21 protein-coding genes are annotated in these 23,892 nt (G+C 61.7%); 6 read left to right on the top strand and 15 right to left on the bottom strand.

The features are described from left to right. The first annotated feature begins 83 nt into the window (after positions 1 to 83). A complete protein-coding gene (locus tag H6F58_RS07815; protein WP_146275149.1) occupies positions 84 to 1,256 on the top strand; it encodes an FAD-dependent monooxygenase in 1,173 nt (390 codons plus the stop codon). A gap of 82 nt (positions 1,257 to 1,338) precedes the next feature. Here H6F58_RS07815 and era read toward each other — a convergent pair whose 3' ends face one another. Genes era through H6F58_RS07835 form a run of 4 tightly spaced genes read right to left on the bottom strand, consistent with a single transcriptional unit; the run spans position 1,339 to position 5,083 of the window. After that, positions 1,339 to 2,301 carry a GTPase Era gene (gene era, locus H6F58_RS07820; RefSeq protein WP_060701628.1) on the bottom strand — a complete coding sequence of 321 codons (963 nt, stop codon included), beginning with the start codon at positions 2,299 to 2,301 and terminating at the stop codon, positions 1,339 to 1,341. Beyond that, positions 2,285 to 3,580: a hemolysin family protein gene (locus H6F58_RS07825; protein ID WP_195181522.1), complete on the bottom strand. Its 1,296-nt coding sequence runs from the start codon at positions 3,578 to 3,580 to the stop codon at positions 2,285 to 2,287. Before H6F58_RS07825 ends, era begins: the two co-directional genes overlap by 17 nt. 4 nt (positions 3,581 to 3,584) lie before the next feature. Further along, positions 3,585 to 4,058, bottom strand: coding sequence for an rRNA maturation RNase YbeY (gene ybeY / locus H6F58_RS07830; RefSeq protein WP_060701629.1), 474 nt, complete (start codon positions 4,056 to 4,058; stop codon positions 3,585 to 3,587). Continuing rightward, positions 4,055 to 5,083 (bottom strand): PhoH family protein, encoded by a 1,029-nt coding sequence (locus tag H6F58_RS07835; RefSeq protein ID WP_060701630.1) that lies wholly within the window; start codon positions 5,081 to 5,083, stop codon positions 4,055 to 4,057. The genes ybeY and H6F58_RS07835 overlap by 4 nt, the downstream gene beginning before the upstream one ends. A 311-nt stretch (positions 5,084 to 5,394) precedes the next feature. Between H6F58_RS07835 and H6F58_RS07840 the strand changes: the two genes are divergently transcribed. Continuing rightward, positions 5,395 to 6,306 (top strand): GerMN domain-containing protein, encoded by a 912-nt coding sequence (locus H6F58_RS07840; protein ID WP_146275150.1) that lies wholly within the window; start codon positions 5,395 to 5,397, stop codon positions 6,304 to 6,306. Positions 6,307 to 6,391: 85 nt separating this feature from the next. Here H6F58_RS07840 and H6F58_RS07845 read toward each other — a convergent pair whose 3' ends face one another. The 3 genes from H6F58_RS07845 to hrcA all read right to left on the bottom strand — a co-directional run bounded on the left by H6F58_RS07845 (position 6,392) and on the right by hrcA (position 9,376). Next, complete coding sequence (locus H6F58_RS07845; protein ID WP_146275151.1) at positions 6,392 to 7,165, bottom strand: 16S rRNA (uracil(1498)-N(3))-methyltransferase; 774 nt, start codon at positions 7,163 to 7,165, stop codon at positions 6,392 to 6,394. Between the two features lie 2 nt (positions 7,166 to 7,167). Further along, positions 7,168 to 8,295, bottom strand: coding sequence for a molecular chaperone DnaJ (gene dnaJ / locus H6F58_RS07850; RefSeq protein WP_146275152.1), 1,128 nt, complete (start codon positions 8,293 to 8,295; stop codon positions 7,168 to 7,170). Positions 8,296 to 8,362: 67 nt separating this feature from the next. Then, positions 8,363 to 9,376: a heat-inducible transcriptional repressor HrcA gene (gene hrcA, locus H6F58_RS07855; protein WP_060701634.1), complete on the bottom strand. Its 1,014-nt coding sequence runs from the start codon at positions 9,374 to 9,376 to the stop codon at positions 8,363 to 8,365. A 128-nt stretch (positions 9,377 to 9,504) separates the two neighbouring features. Between hrcA and H6F58_RS07860 the strand changes: the two genes are divergently transcribed. Together H6F58_RS07860 and H6F58_RS07865 are read left to right on the top strand one after the other, a co-directional pair. Then, positions 9,505 to 10,377, top strand: coding sequence for a DUF3097 domain-containing protein (locus H6F58_RS07860; protein ID WP_195181523.1), 873 nt, complete (start codon positions 9,505 to 9,507; stop codon positions 10,375 to 10,377). 89 nt (positions 10,378 to 10,466) lie between these two features. Next, positions 10,467 to 10,868, top strand: a complete 402-nt coding sequence (locus H6F58_RS07865; RefSeq protein ID WP_084793192.1) for a DUF4870 domain-containing protein — start codon at positions 10,467 to 10,469, stop codon at positions 10,866 to 10,868. 15 nt (positions 10,869 to 10,883) lie between these two features. On the opposite strand, the gene hemW is transcribed toward H6F58_RS07865, so the two are convergent. Beyond that, positions 10,884 to 12,113 (bottom strand): radical SAM family heme chaperone HemW, encoded by a 1,230-nt coding sequence (hemW, locus tag H6F58_RS07870; RefSeq protein ID WP_195181524.1) that lies wholly within the window; start codon positions 12,111 to 12,113, stop codon positions 10,884 to 10,886. Beyond that, positions 12,114 to 13,961: a translation elongation factor 4 gene (gene lepA / locus H6F58_RS07875; protein WP_060701637.1), complete on the bottom strand. Its 1,848-nt coding sequence runs from the start codon at positions 13,959 to 13,961 to the stop codon at positions 12,114 to 12,116. 112 nt (positions 13,962 to 14,073) lie between these two features. Between lepA and H6F58_RS07880 the strand changes: the two genes are divergently transcribed. Beyond that, a complete protein-coding gene (locus H6F58_RS07880; protein ID WP_060701638.1) occupies positions 14,074 to 14,634 on the top strand; it encodes a type II toxin-antitoxin system PemK/MazF family toxin in 561 nt (186 codons plus the stop codon). A gap of 170 nt (positions 14,635 to 14,804) precedes the next feature. After that, complete coding sequence (rpsT, locus tag H6F58_RS07885) at positions 14,805 to 15,065, top strand: 30S ribosomal protein S20 (RefSeq protein ID WP_022875164.1); 261 nt, start codon at positions 14,805 to 14,807, stop codon at positions 15,063 to 15,065. Between the two features lie 309 nt (positions 15,066 to 15,374). Here rpsT and H6F58_RS07890 read toward each other — a convergent pair whose 3' ends face one another. The 6 genes from H6F58_RS07890 to leuS all read right to left on the bottom strand — a co-directional run bounded on the left by H6F58_RS07890 (position 15,375) and on the right by leuS (position 23,841). Next, the gene (locus H6F58_RS07890) at positions 15,375 to 16,298 is read right to left on the bottom strand and encodes a hypothetical protein (RefSeq protein ID WP_194943847.1); all 924 of its coding nucleotides are present in this window, start codon (positions 16,296 to 16,298) and stop codon (positions 15,375 to 15,377) included. A gap of 142 nt (positions 16,299 to 16,440) precedes the next feature. Further along, positions 16,441 to 17,433, bottom strand: a complete 993-nt coding sequence (gene holA, locus H6F58_RS07895) for a DNA polymerase III subunit delta (RefSeq protein ID WP_146275157.1) — start codon at positions 17,431 to 17,433, stop codon at positions 16,441 to 16,443. 34 nt (positions 17,434 to 17,467) lie between these two features. Further along, complete coding sequence (locus H6F58_RS07900) at positions 17,468 to 19,735, bottom strand: ComEC/Rec2 family competence protein (protein WP_195181525.1); 2,268 nt, start codon at positions 19,733 to 19,735, stop codon at positions 17,468 to 17,470. Next, on the bottom strand, positions 19,732 to 20,388 hold the full coding sequence (locus tag H6F58_RS07905; RefSeq protein ID WP_195181526.1) for a ComEA family DNA-binding protein: 657 nt from the start codon (positions 20,386 to 20,388) through the stop codon (positions 19,732 to 19,734). Before H6F58_RS07905 ends, H6F58_RS07900 begins: the two co-directional genes overlap by 4 nt. A 15-nt stretch (positions 20,389 to 20,403) precedes the next feature. Beyond that, positions 20,404 to 21,342, bottom strand: a complete 939-nt coding sequence (locus tag H6F58_RS07910; protein ID WP_195181527.1) for a DegV family protein — start codon at positions 21,340 to 21,342, stop codon at positions 20,404 to 20,406. A gap of 9 nt (positions 21,343 to 21,351) precedes the next feature. Beyond that, a complete protein-coding gene (leuS, locus tag H6F58_RS07915; protein WP_195181528.1) occupies positions 21,352 to 23,841 on the bottom strand; it encodes a leucine--tRNA ligase in 2,490 nt (829 codons plus the stop codon). Between the last annotated feature and the right edge of the window lie 51 nt (positions 23,842 to 23,892).

Consider the following 23,892-nt stretch of genomic DNA (forward strand, 5'->3'; position numbering starts at 1 on the left):
CCGGCGTTCCGGCGGCCCTAGACAGCCCAGGCCTGCCAGCGAAGAATGGGAATCAAACGGTACCGGCACAAGGAGGCTTGCAGATGAAAGCGATCATCGTCGGCGCGGGAATCGCCGGACTGGTGGCCGCACGGCAGCTGGGCCTGGCCGGCTGGCAGGCGCTGGTGCTGGAGCGTTCGGCGGCGCCTCGCCCCGATGGGTACATGATGGACTTCTTCGGGCCGGGGGTGGAAGCCTCCGAACGCATCGGCCTGCACCCCTACCTGGCCGAGGTGGCCTACCAGGTGGAAGCAGCCGAATACATGGATCCGGGCGGACGGGTCACCGCCAGCCTGGACTACCTCAAATTCGCGGATCTGGCTGGCGGCAATGTGCTCTCCTTGCTGCGCCCCGATATGGAGAGCGCGGCACTCAAGGCCCTGGACGAGGTGGAGGCAGGCCGGGTACAGCTGCGCTACGGCGTGCACATCGAGCGGATGGAGCACCATGGGGCGCAGGTGCAGGTCTGGCCCGGCGGCGGGCAGCCGGTGGAAACCGCTGACCTGCTGATCGGCGCCGATGGCATCCACTCGGCGGTGCGGGCCGCCTTCTTCGGGCCCGAGGAGGACTTCCTCAGCCCGCTGGGGATGCGCGCGGCGGCCTTCATCGTGCACGAGCCGGCGCTGAACCGGCAGTTCAAGAACCGCTTCGTGCTCAGCGACACGGTGGATCGCACCGCGGGGATCTACGGGTTGCGCGACTCGGAGGTCGCCTCGTTCCTGGTCTACCGGCAAGATCCGCTGGCCAAGCTGGACGGGACCCGCGAACGCTTGCGCCGGATTTTCGCCGGCGCCGGCGGCCAGGTGGACCGGCTGCTGGAACTGTGCCCGCCGGATCCGTACGACGATGCCGTCGCCCAGGTGCTCGTGCCCTGCTGGCATCAGCGCGCCGTGGTGCTCATCGGGGACGCAGCCGCCGCGGTTTCCCTGCTGGCCGGGCAGGGCGGCGCGATGGCGGTGTGCGCGGCCGCGGCGCTGGGCGATGCGCTGGGCCCGGTCTCCAGCCCGGAGCAGCTGCCGGCGGCCCTGGACGAGTATGAACGGGTGATGCGGCCGAAAATTGCCACCGCGCAGGCTTCGGGGCGCCGGGCGGCCAACAGCTTCCTGCCTCGCCGCAAGTTGGGCCTGCTGTGGCGCCGGCTGATCCTGCGCTCCACCAGGCTGCCAGGAATGGATCGGATCATTGCCCGGCAGATCGTGAAGCGGCTGGCCAAATAGCGGCCGATTAAGCAACAACCGGCCGGAACCCAAATGGTTCCGGCCGGTTGACGATGCCTCGTGGCACCGGGTGCCTTGCCGCTTAGAAGCCGAGGCGCCCGAGCTGCTTGGGATCGCGCTGCCAATCCTTGGCGACCTTCACGTGCAGGTCAAGGTACACCTTGGTGCCCAGCAGCTTCTCGATGCCCTGGCGCGCATTGGAACCGACTTCACGCAGGCGCGAACCGCCACGGCCGATCACGATGGCCTTCTGGCTTGAACGCTCCACGAACAGCGAGACGTGGATATCGATCATTGGGTTGTTCTCTGGCCGGCCCTCGCGAGGAATCATCTCTTCGACCACCACGGCCAGCGAGTGCGGCAGCTCGTCACGCACGCCTTCCAATGCGGCCTCGCGGATCAGTTCGGCGACCATCTTGGCCTCGGGCTCGTCGGTCAGCTCTCCGTCTGGGTATAGCGGCGGCCCCTTGGGCAGCTGCTCAACCAGGACGTTGGCGACCTCCTGGACCTGGAATTCCTTCACCGCAGAAACCGGGATGATGGCGGCAAAGCCATTTTCCCCGAAATTCTGGGTGCCCATTTCGGCGACCGCGATCAATTGCTGGGCGAGCTGTTCGCGGTCCACCAGATCAGCCTTGGTGACCAAGGCGACGATCGGCTTGCGCTGCAATTGGGCCAGCTGGGTGGCGATGAACCGGTCGCCGGGGCCGATCTTTTCGTTGGCCGGAATGCAGAAGCCGATGGCGTCGACTTCCGAGAGGGTGTCTGCCACCAGGTCATTGAGCCGCTGTCCCAGCAGGGTGCGCGGGCGGTGCAGGCCCGGGGTGTCGACCAGGATCAGCTGCGCATCTTCGCGGTGCACAATACCGCGAATGGTGTGGCGGGTGGTTTGCGGCTTGGCCGAGGTGATGGCCACCTTCTGGCCCACCAGCGCATTGGTCAGCGTTGACTTGCCGGCGTTCGGCCGTCCTACGAAGGAGGTGAATCCCGATCGGAAATTCTCCGGCCATCCGCTGGCGGCTAGCAGGTTATGGTTTTCGCTCATGTGAGGAATCCTCGTCGTTCTCAATATGGTCGGATGCGTCCGTTTCCAGGCGCTCTACATGGATTTTGCCGATCCGGTTGCGTCGGCCGGCCAGGGAGACCACGGTCAGCCTCAGGCCGTTGACATCGGCAGTGGACCCGAGCACCGGCACCGATTCCAAGGTCTTGGAGAGCAAACCGCCAACGGTGTCGACGTCTTCCTCTTCAATATGCATGTCAAAATGGTCGGCGATGTCGTCGATGGCCGCAGTGGCTACCGCAAACAGGGAACCATCAGGGTTTTCGATCAGCTCGGTCCTTGACCGATCATACTCGTCATCGATCTCTCCGACGATTTCCTCCAGCAGGTCCTCGAGGGTGACCAGCCCGGCGGTTCCACCGTACTCGTCAATGACAACGGCCAGGTGGATCGATTCCTTCTGCAGTTCCTGCAGGAGCTCAGCAGCTGACTTGGATTCCGGGACGAAGCGGACCTTGCGTGCCAGATCTGCCAAGGTCTCGGCCTGCTGCAGCCCATGGATCTCGCGAATGAGGTCCTTGAGGTAGATGATGCCCTGGATATCGTCCGTGTCCTCGCCGATCAGCGGGATGCGCGAATAGCCAGAAGCGATGAACAGGTCGATGGCGCTGTGCATGCTCTGTTCAGCGGTGAGCACCACCATATCGGTGCGCGGCACCATCACGGAGCGGACACTGGTTTCCTCCAGATCGATGACCGAGGAAATCAGTTCGGCTGATTCCTCATCAAGATCTTCGCCTTCAGAGGCGCGGTCTACCAGGTCCCGCAGGCGTTCCTTGCCCAGGTACCCGACTTCGTCCACTCCGCCGGGGCTCAATGCCTTGGCAATGGACGCCAGCCAGTTGGTGACCGGGCCGAGCACAATGCGCAGCAGCCGGACCATCGGTGCGGTATTCTGCACCACGCTTTCCGCGTTGGAGCGGCCGAAACGCCGAGGCGATACGCTCACCAGCACAAAGCCCAAGCCAGCCATGGCAATAGTCGAAATGAGCCCGATCAGCCAGACATTTTCAATCCATTGGGCGACCAGCAGTGCGACGGCCACCGCGGAAGCTGTTTCGAACCAGATGCGCCAGAACTTGATGGCCTGGGCGTGGGTTTCGGTTTCGTTGAGAATCGCGGAGAGCGACTTCGAATTGGATTCGGCGCGCAAGCGTTCTGCGGCGTGGCGGGACAGTGCGTAGAACGCTGAGTCTGCGGCTGTCAGCACGGCGGAAAACGCCATGAAGACCAGTGCGAGAATCAGCAAAAGTATTTCCACGGGGCTATTCCACCGTTTCCTTCGGCGCCGGGCGCCCGGTGTAGGCCTCCAGCAGGCGGCGTTGCAAAGTGAACATCTCCGTTTTTTCGTCGGGTTCCATATGGTCGAAGCCCATGAGGTGCAACAGGCCATGCGTTGTCAGCAACAGGATTTCATCATGGGTGCTGTGGCCGCCGGCCTTGGCTTGGGCTTCGGCTACCGTAGGGCAAATCACGATATCGCCAAGAATGCCGTTCTCCCCCGGTGCGCTGGCGGATCCCGGGCGCAGCTCATCCATGGGGAAGCTCATGACGTCGGTGGGACCCTCAAGGTCCATCCACTCGACGTGCAGTGCGCTCATGGCCTCTTCGTCGATGAATACCACCGACACCTCGGTTTCGGGGTGCAGGTACATGGCCTTGAGCACCGAGTCGGCCAGTGCGCTGACGTCCTGGAGGTCGACGTCGTATTCGGTTTCGTTATTTACTTCAATGCTCATTTGCTGCGCCGTCCCCGGTTGTGTTCTTTGCGTCGTGTATCGTCCCAGCGGTCATAGGCGGACACGATGTCAGCGATCAGGCGATGGCGGACCACATCTGATGCGTCGAGCCGGCAGACGGCGATGTCATCGATCCCTTCGAGCACGTCGCTGGCCATGCGCAGCCCGGAAGTTGCGTTATTGGGAAGATCGACCTGGGTGATATCGCCGGTCACGACCATCTTCGAGCCGAAGCCCAAACGGGTCAGGAACATCTTCATCTGCTCGCTGGTGGTGTTCTGCGCTTCGTCGAGAATGACGAAGGCATCATTCAGGGTGCGCCCGCGCATATATGCCAGGGGCGCCACCTCGATGGTTCCCGCTTCCAGCAGCTGCGGAATGGTCTCAGGATTAACCATGTCGTGCAGCGCATCGTAGAGCGGACGCAGGTACGGGTCGATTTTTTCGGTCAGCGAGCCGGGCAAGAAGCCCAGCTTCTCCCCCGCTTCAACTGCAGGTCGAGTCAGGATGATCCGGTTGACCTGCTTGTCCTGCAAGGCGGCGACAGCCATGGCCATGGCCAGGAAGGTCTTGCCGGTGCCTGCAGGCCCGATGCCGAAGGTAATGGTCGACTCTTCGATGGCATCGACGTAGCTTTTCTGGTTAACCGTCTTGGGGCGAATGGAGCGGCCGCGGCCAGAGAGGATCTTCAGGCCCAGAACATCGGTGGGCGCGTCGGGGTTCCCGGCGCTGAGCATCTTGATGATCTGCTCGATGGTCTCCGCGCTCATGCGTGAACCGCGCATCGCCAGCGATCGTGCTTCTTCGGCCACCCGCTGCGCCTTGCGGACCTGTTGCGGGTTTCCTGCCAGCACCAGGGCTTGGCCATTAGGCCGGAAACTCACCTGCGGGTAGGCCCCGGAGAGGATTCGCAAGAGCTCATCATTCGGGCCCAAGGTAGCAATCATGAGTTCAGCTGTATCAAAACTAATGGTGAGCGATGCGGACTCAGAGTCCGCTTGCGTCTTATTCTGTTCAACCTGCATGCAGTGCTTGGTGCCCCTTTGGTGAGCTTGATGGTGGTGTTGCTTTGTCCTTGGTCCCATTCTATCCAGTCATCGGGTTTTCCGGTGGAAATTCAGGCCTGAGCGTAAGGGCAGAACCTGAAAGTAGTCTTAAATGAATCTATTCCCAGCAGGTCGCGAAGATATAGATTTGGTTACGGATTAGTAAGCGGGGCCGATTTCGGGCAGATTGCGGCAACTCGTATGGCAAGCTATGACAGCGGCTCCAAAATGTTTTGCGAGCCCAAAACCGAAAAAGTTTCACGGATTGGTATGTAGTGCAGTCAAGGTTCTTGCAGAAAATTCCGCGCCGAATTGGCGTTGTCGGAATTGCTGCCGCCCTCGTGATCGCCGCTGGTTGCGGCTTGAGCAATCGCGAGAGCTCCTTTGAGATGCCAACAAGCGCAAACGCCGAGTCCTTGAACCTGCCTAGTGCCACCGACGCTGGCGAAAAGATCGGCATGGCAACCAAGCTGCCGATCTACTGGCTGGAAAATACGGATACCGGAGTGTTCCTGTATCGCGAGTATCTGCCGGATAACCGCCACAATGAACCGGTCGGCGACGCCATCTGGACCTTGCTGTCTGCCGAGCCTGCCGGACCGCATCGCTACACGCATCTGGGCGCATCTGACGAGATCGGCGTCTCGATGAGCAGCACCAACGTGATCACCTTGGACTTGCCCGCCAAGGTCTTCAGCGCACATCTCGATGAAGGCCTCTCGGAACGCTCGATCCAGCAGCTGGTCTTCACGGCAACGGCTGCAGCCTCTAGTTCCGGCCTTCTGGTGGGCGAAACTGCCCCGACGGTGAAGATCCTTGTTGATGGCCAGCCGAATGCTGACGTTTTTGACGGGTATCGGCTAAAAGACGTTTATGAGCGCAACCCCAAGTTCATGGCGCCGATCTGGATCGTGGATCCGCAGTACGGAACGGTACTGGCAGATGGCAAAGTGCGGATCAATGGACGAACGACCAAATTTGATATTGGAACCTTCTACTCCCTGCAGAAAAAAGACGCTGACGGCAAGCTCACGGTGATCACCGCGCAGAAGCAGGTGATACCTGGAAAAATTGAAAAAAATGGCGCGTTCAGCATCAGCGAGCGGCTCTCCCCCGGTTCCTACAGGCTCACTTTCTGGGGCATGGAAACCGAATCGGATGCAAAAGTCGGCGAAGTGACTTCAGTCTTCACGGTTAAATAACCGGCGCTTGAACCGCTTTATTTTTCCCTGGAAACCAAAAATCCGCGGGCACCTTTCACAAGGTGCCCGCGGATAGCCATATTAGTCAGATTTCTCCAAGCAAATGCCGGATCAGTACCAGCGCTGCCGGTCCTGCGGTGGAAGCCCGCAATACGTGCTGGCCCAACAAGGCGGCATGCGCTCCAGCATCGGTGAATGACTCCAGTTCCGAATCGGAGATTCCCCCTTCGGGGCCGACGATCATCACAACCTTCTGCCCCTGTTCCGCCCCGGCAAGCCAGCCGGCGACATGCGCCGCCACCGGCTCCCTGGCCTTCTCGTGCAGCACCAGAACCAGTGCCCCAGCCTGGACATCCTCAGCAACAGCCTTCGCTAGTTCCTTGGAATGGGCCGGTGCCAAAACCTCGGGTTCGAAAGCGCGACGCGATTGCTTCTGGGCTGAGCGGACCTGGGCCCGCCATTTGGCCAGGGCCTTATCCGTCTTGGCCGCATTCCAGCGCACGATCGACCGGTCAGCTTGCCACGGGCGCACCGCAAGCACTCCAAGCTCCACCGCTGACTCGACGGCTTGCAAATCACGTTCGCCCTTGGACAGCGCCTGCACCAGGGTGACCGGATGGTCGCTGCCGGTTTCCTGGGTGCATTCGAGCACCCTGGCGCGCAGCAGGTCCTTGCCGGTGCCCAGTACTTCGACTGTAAGGCGAAGTCCCTGGCCGTCGAGCAAGTCCAGGTGCTCGCCTGCTGCGACTCGTTTGACCGTCACCGCGTGATGGGCCTCTGGGCCGGAGAGCTCCAAGGTATCCCCCGGCACTGAGTTTCGTGCCAGTTCGGGGTCGATGACGAAGCTGTGGTTGCTCATGCTCAGCGCTGGTTCAGCTTGTCGCGCAGCCGCGAGAACATGCCGCCTGAATGCTCAACGCGTCCAGCGGTCATTTCCTCGCCTCGCAGCTTGGCCAGCTGCTCGAGCAGATCGCGCTGTGCAGCGTCCAGCTTGGTCGGGGTCTCCACCTGAAGATGCACGATGATGTCGCCGCGCTTGCCACCACGAAGGCGTGGCACGCCCAATCCTGGCAAGGTGACGGTGTCTCCGTCTTGCGCACCGGCCTCCACGTTGATCGGCTGTTCGCCGTCGAAGGTTTCCAGCTTGAGCTCGCAACCCAGTGCGGCTGCGGTCATCGGCAGGCTCATCTTGGCGTGCAGGTCGGTCTGCGCGCGTTCGAAGACCTTGTGGCGGCGCACGTCGACCTCGACAAACAGGTTGCCATTCGGTCCACCGCCGGGGCCTGCTTCGCCCTGGCCGCGCAGCTGGATGCGGGTGCCCGAATCGACACCTGCTGGAACATTCAGCGACTTCGAGACATGCTCGCGCACGCGTCCTTCGCCGTTGCACTCCAAGCATGGGTCCGGAATGGTCGTGCCGAAGCCGCGGCAGGCCGCACAGGTCTCCACCGTCATCATCTGGCCGAGGAAGGAGCGGACCGGCCGCTGCACCTGTCCGGCACCGTGGCAGATATCGCAGGTGACCGGGCTGGTGCCCTCGCGGGTGCACGTGCCGTTGCAGGTCTTGCAGGTGACTGCCGTTTCCATCTCCAGCGGGTAGACGGTGCCCTTGACCGCGTCTTCCAAGTCGATCGTGATGGTGATCAGCGCGTCGCGGCCCGGCTGGGTACGAGATGCCGGGCCCTGGGCCTGGCCGCCGCCGAAGAACTGCTCGAAGATGTCGCCGAACCCGCCGAAGCCTTGGCCGCCGCCGCCGCCAAAGCCCGGGTGGCCGTTGCCGTTCTCATCGCCAGTTGCATCGTAGTTCGAGCGCTTGGTCTGGTCGGAAAGAACCTCGTAAGCGCGGGTCACAAGCTTAAACTGCTCTGCGGCGTCCTCGCTTGGATTCACATCCGGGTGCAGTTTGCGTGCCAGCTTTCGGTAGGCACTCTTGATTTCCTGAGGGGTCGCGTCCTTGGCAACGCCCAGGGTCTCGTAATGCGAGCTCACGTTATTCGCCGTGTCCTTTCCTAAAAATGCAAAGTTCAACAAAATGCTAAGCGTATCGCCAGCGTAGCTAGTGCGCCAAAATCTTTGACAGGTAGCGGGCTACTGCCCGCACCGAGGCCATCGATGTTGGATAGTTCATGCGGGTTGGGCCGAGCACGCCCAGCTTGTTGCGCACGTCGGCTCCGTAGGTCGTGGCAATCACCGCGGCCTCCGAGAGCTGCCCGTAGTGATGCTCGGTGCCGATGGCCACCGCCACGCCGCGCGAGTCGGCCTCCAGCTCGGAGAAGAGCTTGAGCAGCACGACCTGTTCTTCGAGGGCTTCGAGCACCGGGGTGATGGTCAGCGGGAAGTCGCCTTCCACGCGGGCCAAGTTGGCTGTTCCAGACATGATGATGCGCTGGGTATTGGCTGCCTGGGCCATTTCTTCCAAGGCGTGCAATACGCTGTCCACCAATGGCTCGGATTGCTGTTGCGGGTTCAGCCCGGCGCGGGTCAGCTTGCCGCTCAGATCGGCGAGCTGGACTCCCTCGAAACTATTGAGCAGCCACAGCTTCAGGTCGGCCAATTCGGCATCCGAGTACAAGCGCGCAACGGCCATCATGCGCTGGTCCACGGTGCCGTTGGAGGCAATCATGACCATCAGCACCTGGGAGCTGCCCAAGCTGAGCAGTTCGAGGTTCTTCAGCGACGCGGTGTCGTAGTGCGGCACCTGGATCATCGCCACCTGATTGGTCAGCCTGGCCAAGAGCCGAACAGTGCTCTTGAGCATCTCATCCAGGTCGGTGGAGTCATCCAGGATCTTGTTGATGGCATCGCGTTCTGCCCTGGACAGCGGCTTGAGCTCGCCAATCTCATCGACAAAACGGCGATAGCCCTTTTCGGTCGGAATACGGCCCGATGAGGTGTGAGGGGCAGCAATCAGGCCCTCTTCTTCCAGCAGGGCCATGTCATTTCGGATCGTGGCCGCACTGACGCCAAGATTGTGCCGATCGAGCAGCGCCTTGGAACCAACCGGTTCACGCGACTGGACGTAGTCTTCCACGATGGCGCGCAAAACATCCAAACGCCGAAGCTCACTCACAACGCCACCTCCTTGGCATCCCTATCAGAAGGGTTTGGCACTCTAACCTGTCAAGTGCCAAGTCTAATACGTTCAACGGTTGCTAGCATTGGATTTCGAGCGTATTCGATCACAGCGAAAGGCAGTACGTGGCTAATTACTCCTGGGGACCGCAAGATCTCAGTGCCCCGGCACAGAAAAAACTCCGCCAGGTACCCATCGAACGCGGCATGGTTCTGGAAGATGCCACCTCAGGCTGGGTTGGCGAAGTCACGCGTACCGAGAAGTCCGGCGGCATGCGCATCATCGTGCTGGAGGACCGCCATGGCAAGACGCGCTCGTTCCAGGCCGGTTTCGGATTCTATCTCGAAGGCGAACCCGTCGAGATGGTTGATCCGGTAGCCAAGGCCGCGCAGCCCAAGACCATGGTCTCCGCTTCCGGCTCCCGGGCGGTCACCGGATTGAAGGCCCGCCAGGCACGCGCCAGCCGCATCTGGGTGGAAGGCAAGCACGATGCAGAACTCGTGGAAAAGGTTTGGGGCCATGACCTGCGTGTTGAGGGGATCGTTGTTGAACCGCTGCACGGTGTTGACGACCTGGCCGGAGCCATCCGCGATTTCGCACCTTCTCCCGAACGCCGCCTTGGCATCCTCGTTGACCACCTCGTGGCCGGCACCAAAGAGGCCCATATTGCCGCCGAGGCCATGAAGGTCCCCGGCGCGGCACAGAACGTCCTGATCCTCGGGCACCCGTATATCGACGTCTGGCAAGCGATCAAGCCCGCGACGCTCGGAATCAAGGCCTGGCCTGTCATCCCCAAGGGCACCGACTGGAAAACCGGTGTGCTCCGCGCCTTCGGCTGGCCGCACGAATCTGCCGAGGATATCGGTATCGGCTGGCAGCGGATCCTGTCCACGGTCTCGCACTATGGGCAGCTGGAACCACAGCTTTTGGGAAGAATAGAAGAATTGATCGATTTTCTGACCACCGAAGATTACGGTTTCCTAACAATTGACCAATAGCTGGACTTTAGCCCGGTAATCAAGCCTCTGCGTGAACCGAGCCAGCTATGATGGAGAAGAAACCAGCCACAGCAAGACAAGGGAAAATAGTGACTTCACGCCAGACGCAGTCATCGGAGAATTCGCGCTTCGAAGGATCGCGAACCGCTGCGTTGCCGCTGACTCCAACCGAGGACCGGCAATGGTCGACCATGGCCCACTTCGGCGCCATTCTCGGCTGCATTCCGTCTGCCATTATTTTTGCGGTTTTCCGCGACCGGGGCGCATTCACCGCCCAGGAATCCAAGGAAGCCTTCAACTTCACTTTCCCGCTCACCATCCTGGCGATCGCGCTGAACGTCTGCACGATCCTGCCCGGCATCGGCTGGCTCTTCTCAGTGCTTGCCGTGGCCCTGTGGGTTTACATGACGGTTTCAGGCGCCCTTGCCGCCATTCAGGCCAACAAGGGACGCCCCTACCGCTACAAGTTCAATCTTCGCCTGATGAAGTAGCAGATCTACCCAGGTCTAGAAATCGAGCAATTCTCGCACCACGAGGTCGGCTAGCAGCCGGCCTCGTTGCGTTAACACCAAGGTGCCGGCAAAAGCCGCCTTGGCATCAATCAGTTCATCAGCAATCAGCCCCGCGACCTTGGTGCGCCCGGTGGCATCGAGCTCACTGATTTGCATGCCGGAACTCAGGCGGGTCAACAGCATCGTTCGCTCCAGCTGGACAGCCTGGGCATCGGGGTACTCTCGGCCGTGGCCGGGAGAGATCCCGGCATCAATGCGCTGCTGATACGCAGCTGGATGCTTCACATTCCACCAGCGCAGGCCGCCGACGTGCGAATGCGCGCCAGGTCCTGCGCCCCACCAATCGCCGCCCTTCCAATACGCAATATTGTGCTGGCAGGCATTGGCTGGAGTCTTGGCCCAATTGCTCACTTCGTACCAGGAGAAACCGGCGGCAGCGAACATCTCATCAGCCATCTGGTATTTCTCGGCATGGTCATCATCGTCGATATTGGGAACCTCGCCACGGCGGATTTGCGCAGCAAGCTTGGTTCCCTCTTCGATGATCAGCGCATAGGCGGAGATATGGTCCGGCTCGTAGCTCAGCGCCGCTTCGATGCTCATGCGCCAATCTTCCAGGCTCTCCCCCGGAGTGCCGTAGATCAGATCGACGCTGACATCAAGGCCGGCTTCGCGAGCCCATGCCACAGCCTGGGGCACCCGCTTGGGGTCATGGGTTCGTTCCAGGACCTTGAGCACATGGGGCACAGCAGACTGCATTCCGAAGGAAACACGGGTGAATCCGCCGTCGGCCAGTTCCTGCAAGCTTTCGCGGGTCACCGAATCGGGGTTGGCCTCGGTGGTGATTTCCGCACCCGGCTTCAGGCCGAAGTCCCGGCGAATTTGACCGAGCACCGATACCAAGTCGCCGGCGGGCAATAGCGTCGGAGTGCCGCCGCCAAAGAAGACGGTTTCAATTTCCCGGTGCGGCTGGCCCGAGCGCTCCATCACCTCGCGGGCAAAGCTGATTTCCTTGCTCACCGTGGCAGCATAGGTCGCCTGGCTCGAGCCCGAACCCAGCTCGGTGGCGGTGTACGTATTGAAATCGCAGTAGCCGCAGCGCACCGTGCAGAACGGAATATGGACATAAAAGGACATGGTCCGCCCCTGGGCCTCATGCGCGCATGAGGCCGGGAGCAGACCATCGGCCGGAGCCGGATCGCCGTCAGGCAGTACTGATGGCATTTACTTCTTTTTCGGCTCGTCGGTGGACAGGGCTGCGATGAAGGCTTCCTGCGGAACTTCCACGCGGCCAACCATCTTCATGCGCTTCTTGCCTTCCTTCTGCTTCTCCAGCAGCTTGCGCTTGCGGCTGATATCGCCGCCGTAGCACTTGGCCAGCACGTCCTTGCGGATCGCGCGGATGTTCTCGCGGGCGATGATGCGCGAACCGATGGCAGCCTGGATCGGCACCTCGAACTGCTGGCGGGGAATCAATTCGCGCAGCTTCGAGGTCATCATGGTGCCGTACGAGTACGCCTTGTCCCGGTGGGTGATCGCGGAAAACGCATCCACCTGGTCGCCCTGCAACAAGATATCGACCTTGACCAGATCGGCAACCTGCTCGCCATCGGCCTTCCAGTCCAGCGAGGCGTAGCCGCGGGTCTTGGACTTGAGCTGGTCGAAGAAGTCGAACACGATTTCAGCCAACGGCAGGTGGTAGCGCATCTCCACGCGGTCCTCGGAGAGGTAGTCCATGCCGCGCATGGTGCCGCGCCGGGCCTGGCACAATTCCATGACCGCGCCAATGAATTCGCTCGGAGCAAGAATGGTGGCGGCCACCATCGGCTCGTGCACTTCCAGGATCTTTCCGTCCGGGAACTCCGAAGGGTTGGTCACGGTGATCATCTGCTTGTCTTCGCCCATGACCTCGTACACCACGTTCGGCGCGGTGGAAATCAAATCCAGATTGAACTCGGACTCCAGGCGCTGCCGGGTGATTTCCAGGTGCAATAGGCCCAGGAAGCCCACGCGGAAGCCGAAGCCCAGGGCGACAGACGTTTCCGGCTCGTAGGTCAGGGCGGCGTCGTTGAGCTGCAGCTTGTCCAGCGCATCACGCAGTACCGGGTAATCGGTGCCGTCCATCGGGTACAGGCCCGAGAACACCATTGGCTTGGCTTCTTCGTAGCCGCCCAATGACTCGCTGGCAGGCTTCAGGTAGTTGGTGACGGTATCGCCCACCTTGGACTGGCGAACGTCCTTGACACCGGTGATCAGGTAGCCCACTTCGCCAACGCCCAGGCCCTTGGTGGGCTCCGGGTTTGGCGAGGATACGCCGATTTCCAGCAGTTCGTGGGTGGTGCCGGTGGACATCATCTGGATCTTCTCGCGAGGAGACAGCTTGCCATCGACAACACGCACATAGGTCACCACACCTCGGTAGGTGTCGTACACCGAGTCGAAGATCATGGCGCGCGCTGGCGCTTTGGCATCGCCGACAGGCGGTGGAAGCTGCTTGATGACCTCATCGAGCAGCGCCTCGACGCCTTCGCCGGTCTTGCCCGATACCTTGAGCACCTCATCTGGCTCGCAGCCAATCAGGTTGGCCAGTTCGGCGGCGTATTTTTCAGGCTGCGCGTTGGGAAGGTCGATCTTGTTCAGCACCGGGATGATGGTCAAGTCGCCCTCAATAGCGAGGTACAGGTTCGCGAGGGTCTGGGCCTCGATTCCCTGGGCGGCGTCGACTAGCAGGATGGCGCCTTCGCAGGCGGCCAGGGAACGCGACACCTCATAGGTGAAGTCAACGTGACCCGGGGTGTCGATCATGTTCAGCGCGTAGGCGGTCCCATCTTCGGACTCCCATGGCATGCGAACTGCCTGGGACTTGATGGTGATGCCGCGTTCGCGCTCAATATCCATGCGATCCAGATATTGGGCCTTCATGTCGCGGGCCGAGACAACGCCGGTCAACTGCAGCATGCGGTCGGCCAAGGTCGACTTGCCATGGTCGATATGGGCGATGATGCAGAAGTTACGGATAAGCGACGGATCGGTCGCGGCAGGCACCTGAGCGGTGCGGGCCAATGGAGACACCTAAACAGACCTCACTAGCTGACTAAAAGACGTAGTTGGATTAGCCTCCATTCTGTCATGGTTTCCGAGTCATCACGTATTTCGGCCATCGGCAGCTGGTAGTTTGTCGTTCATGGCAGTGAATCCAGAGAAGATACTTAGACTCGTGATGCGCGTGTTCAAGCAGATCAATGCGACACGCTCCCGTACCGCAGGAAATAGCGGCGCCGGGAATTCTGGCTCGCGGAGCACCCCTCGTGCCTCGTCTGGGCGCGGGAGCAACGCCGGCGCATCGGCTGCGGGCGGCTATCCGGGCGATTTCCGCGGGGCGATCAACTATGAGTACCAGCCGTCATTGGACGGCAACGCCGATCCGGGCGAAATCGTCTGGGGCTGGGTGCCATATGAAGAGGACCACTCCCAGGGCAAGGACCGTCCGGTGCTGATTGTCGGTCGAGACCGCGGCTGGCTTCTTGGCCTCATGCTTACGAGCAAGGACAAGAACAACTCAAGCCACCGGAATCCCGACTACATGGATATCGGGACCGGGAGCTGGGATCGGGAACGGCGTCCCAGCGAAGTAAAGCTGGATCGCATCATTCGCCTCAACGACCAGTCCATTCGCCGCGAAGGGGCCATCTTGGACCGGGAACGCTTCTCAAATGTGGTGAACGCCCTAAACGAACGAGCCTAAGTACTCGTTGTTGGGCCCCGTGTCTGATAAAGTTAATCCTTGTGTGTTGCGCAGGTTGGGCAACACGCCCCCTTCGGGTCGCCATAGGTGCCCCACACCGCTCAGTCGATGGCCTGAAGGATGAACCCTCTACCGACCGTATAAAACGATAAACGAGAGAGTTTATTAAAGTGGCTAACATCAAGTCCCAGAAGAAGCGTATCCTGACTAACGAAAAGGCACGTCTGCGTAACGTAGCTGTCCGTTCCGAGGTTAAGACCGTAATCCGCAACGTCAACGAGGCAGTAGCCGCCGGTGACAAGGATAAGGCAACCGAGGCATTGCGCCTGGCTGGCAAGAAGCTCGACAAGGCTGTAAGCAAGGGTGTTCTGCACAAGAACAACGCTGCAAACCGCAAGTCGGCAATTGCCAAGAAGGTTAGCGCCCTCTAAGCCAAGCTTAGACTTCATCATCTCCCCCGCATCCATTGGGTGCGGGGGTTTTGTGTTGTCAGCGGCAGTGGTACAGGAGATGACCGTTGAATCGGCCCCGGCAAGTCGACGAGATCATCCGATGCTCAATGCCGGATACTGCTGCGGGCTGGAATCCCGTGTGGCTTTGAGCGCTGATCGATGTACCAGGCCGCTGCCCGCCGAACTGCCAATTTGAACGGAATAGCCGGAGCCAGCCATGCCACGCCCTGCGGTGCAGAACACGTTGGCAGGCTCCGGCCAGATCCCGGAACTTCTGCTTATAAAGCGTCAGCCGTTGTACGAGTTGGTGAAGCCAGTTGCGATGCGAGTGCCATTGGTGACTGCTGGCAGTGCGTCGGGAGTTGATTTGCTGACGTAGTAGAGCCACACATCGCCGGCCTTTGTGGTGGCGAGCAGCGGAGCGGTTCGTGTCCGATTTCCATTGGCATCAGTGCAGTTGCCAACGGAGAAGGAAACGAAGTTCTGCCACGTGGAGGAGCGAACAACTTTTGAGGACCAGTTCGTCGGCGTTGCCCGGGGAATGGTGTATTCCAGCAACCGGCCGTCCGAGGCGTTGGACAGGAAAATATCCGCTTGGTCGCCGTTGGACAGGGTCTTGGTCATCCAGTAGCTGAATCCCTTCAACGGCCACCAGCCGCGAGGGGAAACTTGGACCCTGCCGAACATGTTGGCGGTCGCTTGCGACTGCGTGTACCGGTAGAGCGCACCCTGATCGGTGATGGCGTAGGTGTAGGTGACACCGGTGGCAGAGTCGTACTTGTCGGTCACGACAACGTCGGTCATGGTGCGGATTCCAGCCCACGTGTTATTGACTACGGTTGATTCATAGCCGTCCACCACATAGAGGGTGCCGTCGGGATTGGTCGCATACAACAGGGAATCATAGCCATTTTTCTCGACAAGCGCTTTCGGGTTGAATCCCAAGTTCGTGTGGTGGACTGGATTCAGATTAACGAAGGCGTCCACGCCTGGACCACCTTCATTCGAGCCTGGCCAGTAGGCGTATTGCACTCCCCTGAGAAGGCCGGGGAACTCTGGATCCCCGCGCTTCATGTCTGCGTTGCAGGTCAGTCCCGCCGGGCCTTCGGGTGCAGGCTCGTAGGCCGAGGCGGGGGCGGACAGGGTTGCGGCCAGTGCAAGAGCTGACAAGGCTCCAGCGGCGATTTTTGCGAGTGATCGTCGATTAATCATGCTGTTAGTATAAACGGCGCTGCAGGAAACTGCGGACTTCAGCATTGACTTTTTATGCAACGACTAGAAGATTGCGTGGTGGGTCCAAGTTTGCTGGCGCACTACGCCAGCGCATCTCCAGGGCATCGCACGGGGCATTGTTCTATCTTTTTGGTGCTTTTTCGGAAATGAACAGGATGGCATGCTCCAGGGCGTAGCCTGGCGATCGGCTTCCGCCCTTGACCATCCGGTCCGTGTTCGCGATTTCCTCAATGCACAGGGCCAGGTCGCTGCGTTTCCAGCCGCGAGCTTGTTGCTGCGCTTGCTGAACTTGCCACGGGGCCATCCCCAGCTCGGAGGCCAGCGTCGCAGCTGGCTCATTCACCCCGAGAACCTTGGCGAGCTGGCGCACTTTCATTGCCAGGGTCGCCACAATGGGAATCGGATCCGTTCCGGTACCCAGTGAATGCCTCAACGTTCGCAGGGCGGCCTGTGCATTGCCGGAAATTGCGGCATCAGCGACTTTAAAAGCCGTCGCCTCGACGCGGCCGCCGTAGTAGCGATCAACCATGTCCTGGTCAATCGTGCCTGTGGTGTCCTGAATGAGCTGCGAGCAGCTCGAGCCAAGCTCGGCCAAAGAGTTGCCTACCGCAGCGACGAGGGCTTTCACCGCGTCGTTCGTGATCCGGCGCTTCGCTGCCTTCATTTCGGCCTGGACGAAGTCGATCTTCTCCGCGTCTTTTTTCACCGGTTGGCAATTCACGATCAATGCGCCAGCCGCTTTAATCGCATCAATGAGCTTCTTGCCACGGGTACCACCCGAGTAATGCATGATCAAGACATTTTCGGGCGCTTGGTCCTTGAGATAACTGGTGGCATCTTTCAGGAAGTACTCGTTCATCTGGGCGAGCTCGTGAACTTCCACCAGGTTGGCGCTGGAGAACAACGAGGAACTGGTAGCCAGCAAAAGCTCCCCCGGCTCATATTTGGATGCGTCGAGCCGTGTGACCTCGATATCCTCACGCTGGGAGGCTTGCGAACGGAGCAGCTCGAAAGCTCGGGACGCCAGGTAATCTTCTGAACCGGTGAGCAAAATCAGCGGTTGCGGTGTGAGTTCTCGCCATGAGATCCCTGGATTGGCTTGGGCGCGTGCCATCGAGCTCCTTAGTGCTTCGGTCGATATATCGATCCTACCGAACTGGCGAACCCATGGCAGTACTCAGAACCCCTTGCTCGGTAAATGTGAGAAGCACCGTACCTGACTGGTCAGTCCTGAAGACTCGGGCTCCAACCTCTTGAGCGGCCCGCAGGGTTTCCGGATGCGGATGGCCATAGGAATTGTCCTTGCCCGCAGAAACCAAGAGCACCTGGGGCGATATGGATTTGATGATCTGAGTTCCGCCATTTCGGGCTCCGTGATGCGAGGCCTTGAGAATCGCGGCAGGCGGCTGCGGGTTCTTGCGCAGCAGCGCGGCCATCGCCTCGGTCTCCATGTCTCCGGCGGAAAAATAGTCGATGTCCCCATTGTGCGTATGGAACGTGAAACGGATCACGAGCGACGTGTCATTGGGTTCCGCGCTCCTGGCCGCCACGGTCTCCGGACCGATCACGTGATAGTCCACGGTTCCGAAGTCCTGGCCACCTCCCTGCTCGACCACTTGGGCCCCGGGCCACCGGTCGATTTCGAAACCGGCCGAAACCAGTCGCTGGCCAATTTTGATTCCCGACTCCTCCACGGCTTCGATTCCTCCCAAATGATCGGCGTGGGAATGGGTAACAAAGATGATGGGCAGCGCGGTGATATTCAGCCTGCGCAGGCACTGGACGACGTTTCCGTCCGGAGGACCAGCATCTATCAGCCATCCCTGGTTCTCCCCCACATTGATAACGACGGCGTCACCTTGGCCGACATCGCACATGGCGATATTCCAGTTGGTGCCAACCGGTGCGCGATAAAACATCGTCGCCGGCACGATCAATGCCGCGGCAAAGACGAGGACAGCACCGAGAATGCCCAGTGAAACCTGTCGCACGCGAACATGTTCTGTCTCGCGCCCCGCGATCAAGAGGATGCAAAGCACGGCAGCCAGCATGATGGCCAGGACGATTCCAAAGGCGCCAGCAGGCCATGGCCTGACCGCACCCGGCAGGCCAGCGGAAAACTGCGCGATGCGGCCAATGAGCTCGGCTGGGAGCCCCGGGATCCACAGCAGGGCATGGGCCACGGACGGCAATGGGGTGCAAAGCAGCAAACACGCCATCCCGACCGCCGTAATCAACGGGAGCAATGGAGCAACCAGCAGATTTGCAGGCAATGAATAGAGGCTGAAATTGCTGTTCAACGCAATAACCACCGGCAGGCAGGTAAATTGTGCTGCGCAGCAAATAGCAGTCAGTTCAGCCAGCCACGAAGGCAGGAATTGCCCAAAAATTTCGGTGAGCGCCGGTGTCAGCATGATGATGCCAAGGGTGGCCAGGACCGAAAGGGCAAAAGCCGGTTCGGCTCCCAATCCCGGATCAATCAGCAGCAAGATGGTCGCGCTCAAAGGCAGGATCCCCAACGAGGCCTGGCCCCGGCCGGCGAGCAGCGAGAGGACTGCAATGCTGCCCATCAAGCTTGCCCTCAGGACGCTGGGATCCGGCCCGACGAACCAGGTGAAAAGCCACACTGCGCCAATCATCAACAACGTGCTTGGCGCCCTGGGAATCTGGAAAAGCCGAAGCAGGGCCAGGGCGATTGCGGCCAGCAATGCAATATTTGATCCGCTGACCGCGGTGAGGTGGCTCAGGCCGCTGGTCTTCATCGCATCAGACAATGCCTCGTCCTGGCCTTCTCGATCGCCATAGAGCATGCCCGGCAGCAGGGCCCGGGCGTTGCCCGGCAAATGGTTCAGGGCCAGCGAAAACCGCTGCTTCAAATGATCGGCAGCATTCGGTTCGGCCTCGGAAAGCACCTTCGGTTCGCTGGCCGCCCGCGCCCACCAGTTGAAGGATCCGGCATCCGCCGGGTCAAGGCTGACAACGCTCTCGAAGGAAGCGGCATGATCCGGCAGCGGGTACGGCACGCTCAGATACACCGGTATCTCGCATTGCACCCACGCATCATCCTGCCAGTAGCGCTCGATTGTTGCCTTGCCCTTGCGCACTCCTTCCGGGTCAGGCGCCCCGGCCTGCTCAAAACTGAGCACGGCGCGGCGCTGATGCTCCTGGTCCTCGGGGAGAACGCATTCGGTCCGGGTCAAGCCCAGCGAGGCCACCGCCAGCAGCCCAAGCAGGAAAACGATGGGGCCGGTGAACCACGGTGCGGCCTGTGCGCCGCCATGGCGTTCCCGAAGCAAGAGGGCCAGCAGCAGTGCCAGCAGGCCAATGAACACCCAGAGCAGCAGCCCAGGCATGGTGAAGCAGGCGGCGATCCAGGCCCCTGCGAGCAGCCACAGGCCGCGAAAGTCGGTGTTCATGGGACCACCAATTCGGCGAGTTTTTCCAGCATGGCCGGGCCGATCCCGGACACCGCGTCAAGTTCCGCGACCGAGGTGAAGGGGCCGTTCTCGGTCCGGAAGTCGATGATCCGCTCGGCCAAGGCAGGGCCGATGCCAGGGAGTTCCTGCAGCGTTTGCGCGTCGGCAGTGCTGATCGAGATCTTCGCCTTCTCGGTGGGCGCCGGGGCGTTCTGCCCTGTGGCAGCGCTGCTGCTGCCGGGCAGGACCACTTGCTGGCCATCTACGAGCTTGGCAGCCAGGTTGACCAGCTCGGGGTGGGCGTCCTTGGCCAGGCCGCCAGCCTTTTTCACCGCGTCGGTGATGCGCGAGCCTTCTGGCAGGTCATAGACGCCGGGCTTCTTGACCGCGCCAACAACATGCACGGTCACTTGCGGTCCGGGCCGGTGGCCCGGGCTGGACGGGCTTCCGGCCGGGGCGCTGGTGCTCGAGGGCCCGGATTCAAGTGGAATCGCTGCCAATTGCTCGCTGGCCGGCGGCGGAGCCAAAAGTATCGAGATGCCGATCCAGCCGAGCACGACCAGGACCAGGGTAAGCACCGCCACGCGCGAGATTGCAAACCTGACACGACCGGGGCGTGGCGCGTACTTGCTGAAAAAATCGTGGCGGCCCATGCGCCACAGTATGGATCAGGGCCCGGCAGGCTCCAGGCTATCAGTGGCTGGCTGTGGATCCAGCGGCGCCACGGATACCGCGAGAACACCCATGCCGGTGTGGGCGGCCAGCACCGCGGGCAGCGATTCGATCACCACCGGCTGGCTGCTGGAGGGGCCCAGCTCCGTGGCGATTTCGGTCGCGAGTTCAACGGCGCCAAAGTGCATGACGCCCAGGCGCACCGGGCCCTTGGCTGCCCGTGCATCGCCCAGCGCAAGAGCTACGAGCCGGGCCTGGGCGCGGGCGAAGGAGCGGGGCTTTTCCAGTGCGCAGATGGCGCCCTGGTCGATGGTCAGGATCGGCTTCACGTTCAAGAGGCTGCCCAGCACCGAGGAGAGCGCGCTGATCCGGCCGCCGCGGCGCAGCTGCTCCAGGGAAGGCACCGCAAAGTACACGGAGCTGGCGGTGGACATCCGGACGATCTGCTCGAGCATTTCCACCGGCGCCCCGGCATCCCTGGCATCGAGCACGTCGGCCACGGCAAAGCCCAGCGGCAAAGCCACCGTCCGGGAATCGAGCACCGTGACCTGGTGGCCGAAATCGGCGGCAGCCAGCCGCGCGGCGTCCGCGGTGCCCGACAAGGCCCCGGAGATGTGGATGGAGATGACGTGATCGCATCCCGAATCAAGCAGCTGGCGGTAGACGCGCGCGAATTCGCCCGGTGCCGGGCGCGAGGTCTTCACCGCCTTGCCCATGGCCAGCCCCATCATCAGCGCCTGGGTATCCGAGCCCTGCACGTGGTTATCCACGATAATCGGGATGTCGACCTCCACGAAGCCGGGCCGGTCGCGGAAAGCTGCGGGAAGGCAGGAGGCCGAGTCGGTGACCACCCCGATGCGGGGACGCGAAAGCCCGCGCGGGGCCAGCCACTTGGGCAGCCAGCCCGCACGCGAGCTTTTCTGTCGTTCGTCCATGAGCCGAGCTTACGGGGCCGGAACCACGTTCACCAGCTTCGGCGCACGCACGATCACCTTCAGCGGCGCCTTGCCCTCGAGCATCCGGATCACCGCTTCATGGGCCAGTGCCTGCTCGCGCAGCTCGTCCTCGGTGATGTCCACCGGGACCTCCAGGCGGGCACGGACCTTGCCCTTGATCTGCACCACGGCGGTGACGGTGTCATCCACCAGCAGCGATTCGTCAACTTCTGGCCAGGTGCTGGTGACCACGGAAGGCGCGTAGCCCAAAGCTTCCCACATGTCCTCGGCGGTGTACGGGGCGAACATGCTCAGCAGCTGGGCGACGACGGTGGCCGCTTCGCGCACTGCCGGGTCGGACGCGCCGGCGCCGGAGTCGATGGTCTTGCGGGTGGCGTTGACCAGCTCCATGGCCTTGGCGATGACCACGTTGAACTTGCCCGAATCCAGCAGCTGCGCGGATTCGTGCACGGTGCGGTGGGTGACCTGGCGCAGCGCCTTGTCCCCGGCCGCGTAGTCCACGCCGGCCTCGCTGGCCACGTCCTGGGCGATGCGCCAGGCGCGGGCCAGGAACTTCTGCGAGCCCGATGGGGAGACATCGGCCCAGTCCACGTCGTCCTCCGGCGGGGAGGCGAAGACCATGGTCAGGCGCACCGCGTCCACGCCGAACTTGTCCAGCTGCTCGCCCAGATCCACGCCGTTGCCCAGCGACTTGCTCATCGCCTTGCCGCCGTTCAGGACCTGTCCCTGGTTCAGCAGCGCGGAGAATGGCTCGGTCGCGTCGATCAGGCCCAGGTCGTGGATGACCTTGGTGAAGAAGCGCGAGTAGAGCAGGTGCAAGATGGCGTGCTCGACGCCGCCGACGTACTGGCCTACCGGCATCCAGTCGCGCACGGCCTTCGGATCGAAAGGCCCCTGCGTGTAATCCGGGGAGACGAAGCGCAGGAAGTACCACGAGGAGTCCACGAAGGTGTCCATGGTGTCGGTGTCGCGCTTGGCGGCGCCGCCGCACTTCGGGCAGGAGACGTTGACCCATTCCTCGGCAGCTGCCAGCGGGGACGTGCCCTTCGGGGACAGCTGCTCGCCGCGCAGGTTGTCCGGCAGGCGCACCGGCAGCTGGTCATCGGGAACCGGGACCTCGCCGCAATCGGCGCAGTGGATGATCGGGATCGGGGTGCCCCAGAAGCGCTGGCGGCTCAGCAGCCAGTCGCGCAGGCGGAAGTTGATGGTGTGCTTGCCGGTGCCGGCAGCTTCCACGATCTCGATCGCCTTGGCGATCGCCGCGGACTTCTCCAGGCCGGTCAGCTCGCCCGAGTTGACCAGCTGGCCCTCCCCGGCGGTGGCGGTGCCGGTCTCATTCGGGTCCTCGGCACCGGTCTGCACGACCACGCGCACTGGCAGGTCGAAGGCGCGGGCGAAGTCCAGGTCGCGCTGGTCGTGCGCGGGCACGGCCATGATCGCGCCGGTGCCGTAGTCGGCCAGCACGTAGTCGGCGGCCCAGATCGGCAGCTTCTCCCCCGAGAGCGGGTTGATGCCATAGCGGCCGGTGAACACGCCGGTCTTCTCCCGCTCGGTGGACTGGCGCTCGATCTCGCTCAGCGCCTTGACCTGCTCCTGGTAGTCCTCCAAGGCGCCGCGGTGCTCATCGGTGACCAGCTCGCCGGCCAGATCGGCGTCGGCGGCGACCACCATGAAGGTGGCGCCGTACAGGGTGTCCGGGCGGGTGGTGAAGACCGGGATCTGCACCGCGGGCTTGTCCTCGGCGGCCTCGATCTCGAAGGTCACCTCGGCGCCTTCGGAGCGGCCGATCCAGTTCTTCTGCATCAGCAGCACGCGCTCGGGCCAGTGGCCCTTGAGCTGCTCCATGTCATCCAGCAGGCGATCGGCGTAGTCGGTGATCTTGAAGTACCACTGGTTCAGGGACTTTTTGGTCACCGCGGTGCCGCAACGCTCGCAGGCGCCGTTGACGACCTGCTCGTTGGCCAGCACGGTCTGGTCCTTCGGGCACCAGTTCACCGGGTGGTCCTTGCGGTAGGCCAGGCCCTTTTCGTAGAACTTGGTGAACAGCCACTGGGTCCAGCGGTAGTACTCGGGATCCGAGGTGTGCAGGCGGCGATCCCAGTCGGCGGAAATGGCGTAGCGCTTGAAGCTGGCGGCCTGGGTGTCGATGTTCTTGTAGGTCCACTCGGCCGGGTGGCTGTTGCGCTTGATCGCGGCGTTCTCTGCCGGCAGGCCGAAGGAGTCCCAGCCGATCGGGTGCATCACATCAAAGCCGCGCAAGCGCCAGTAGCGGGCCACAACATCGCCCATGGCAAAGGCCTCGGCATGGCCCATGTGCAGGTCGCCCGATGGGTAGGGGAACATGTCCAGGACATAGCGTCGCTCGCGGCTGCCATCATCGGCGGGCTTGAATACTTCTAGCTCGTCCCATACCGGCAGCCACTTGGACTCGATGTCCTTGAAGTCGAAGGTCCTGGGTTCATTCGTCGATGATGTCACGCTGCTCTTCTCACACGCTTTGCGGAAATATTTCGGATTGGAAAAACTTGT

Source organism: Glutamicibacter sp. FBE19 (assembly GCF_015524875.1).
In the GTDB taxonomy this organism is placed as follows: Bacteria; Actinomycetota; Actinomycetes; order Actinomycetales; family Micrococcaceae; genus Glutamicibacter; species Glutamicibacter halophytocola.

Bases quoted from the DNA above. Each gene is read 5' to 3' on its own strand.
- H6F58_RS07815 (WP_146275149.1), top strand. From the start codon at position 84: ATGAAAGCGATCATCGTCGGCGCGGGAATCGCCGGACTGGTGGCCGCA.
- era (WP_060701628.1), bottom strand. From the start codon at position 2,301: ATGAGCGAAAACCATAACCTGCTAGCCGCCAGCGGATGGCCGGAGAAT.
- H6F58_RS07890 (WP_194943847.1), bottom strand. From the start codon at position 16,298: ATGATTAATCGACGATCACTCGCAAAAATCGCCGCTGGAGCCTTGTCA.
- H6F58_RS07880 (WP_060701638.1), top strand. From the start codon at position 14,074: ATGGCAGTGAATCCAGAGAAGATACTTAGACTCGTGATGCGCGTGTTC.
- hemW (WP_195181524.1), bottom strand. From the start codon at position 12,113: ATGCCATCAGTACTGCCTGACGGCGATCCGGCTCCGGCCGATGGTCTG.
- H6F58_RS07910 (WP_195181527.1), bottom strand. From the start codon at position 21,342: ATGGACGAACGACAGAAAAGCTCGCGTGCGGGCTGGCTGCCCAAGTGG.
- holA (WP_146275157.1), bottom strand. From the start codon at position 17,433: ATGGCACGCGCCCAAGCCAATCCAGGGATCTCATGGCGAGAACTCACA.
- H6F58_RS07835 (WP_060701630.1), bottom strand. From the start codon at position 5,083: ATGCAGGTTGAACAGAATAAGACGCAAGCGGACTCTGAGTCCGCATCG.
- H6F58_RS07905 (WP_195181526.1), bottom strand. From the start codon at position 20,388: ATGGGCCGCCACGATTTTTTCAGCAAGTACGCGCCACGCCCCGGTCGT.
- ybeY (WP_060701629.1), bottom strand. From the start codon at position 4,058: ATGAGCATTGAAGTAAATAACGAAACCGAATACGACGTCGACCTCCAG.
- H6F58_RS07900 (WP_195181525.1), bottom strand. From the start codon at position 19,735: ATGAACACCGACTTTCGCGGCCTGTGGCTGCTCGCAGGGGCCTGGATC.
- H6F58_RS07845 (WP_146275151.1), bottom strand. From the start codon at position 7,165: ATGAGCAACCACAGCTTCGTCATCGACCCCGAACTGGCACGAAACTCA.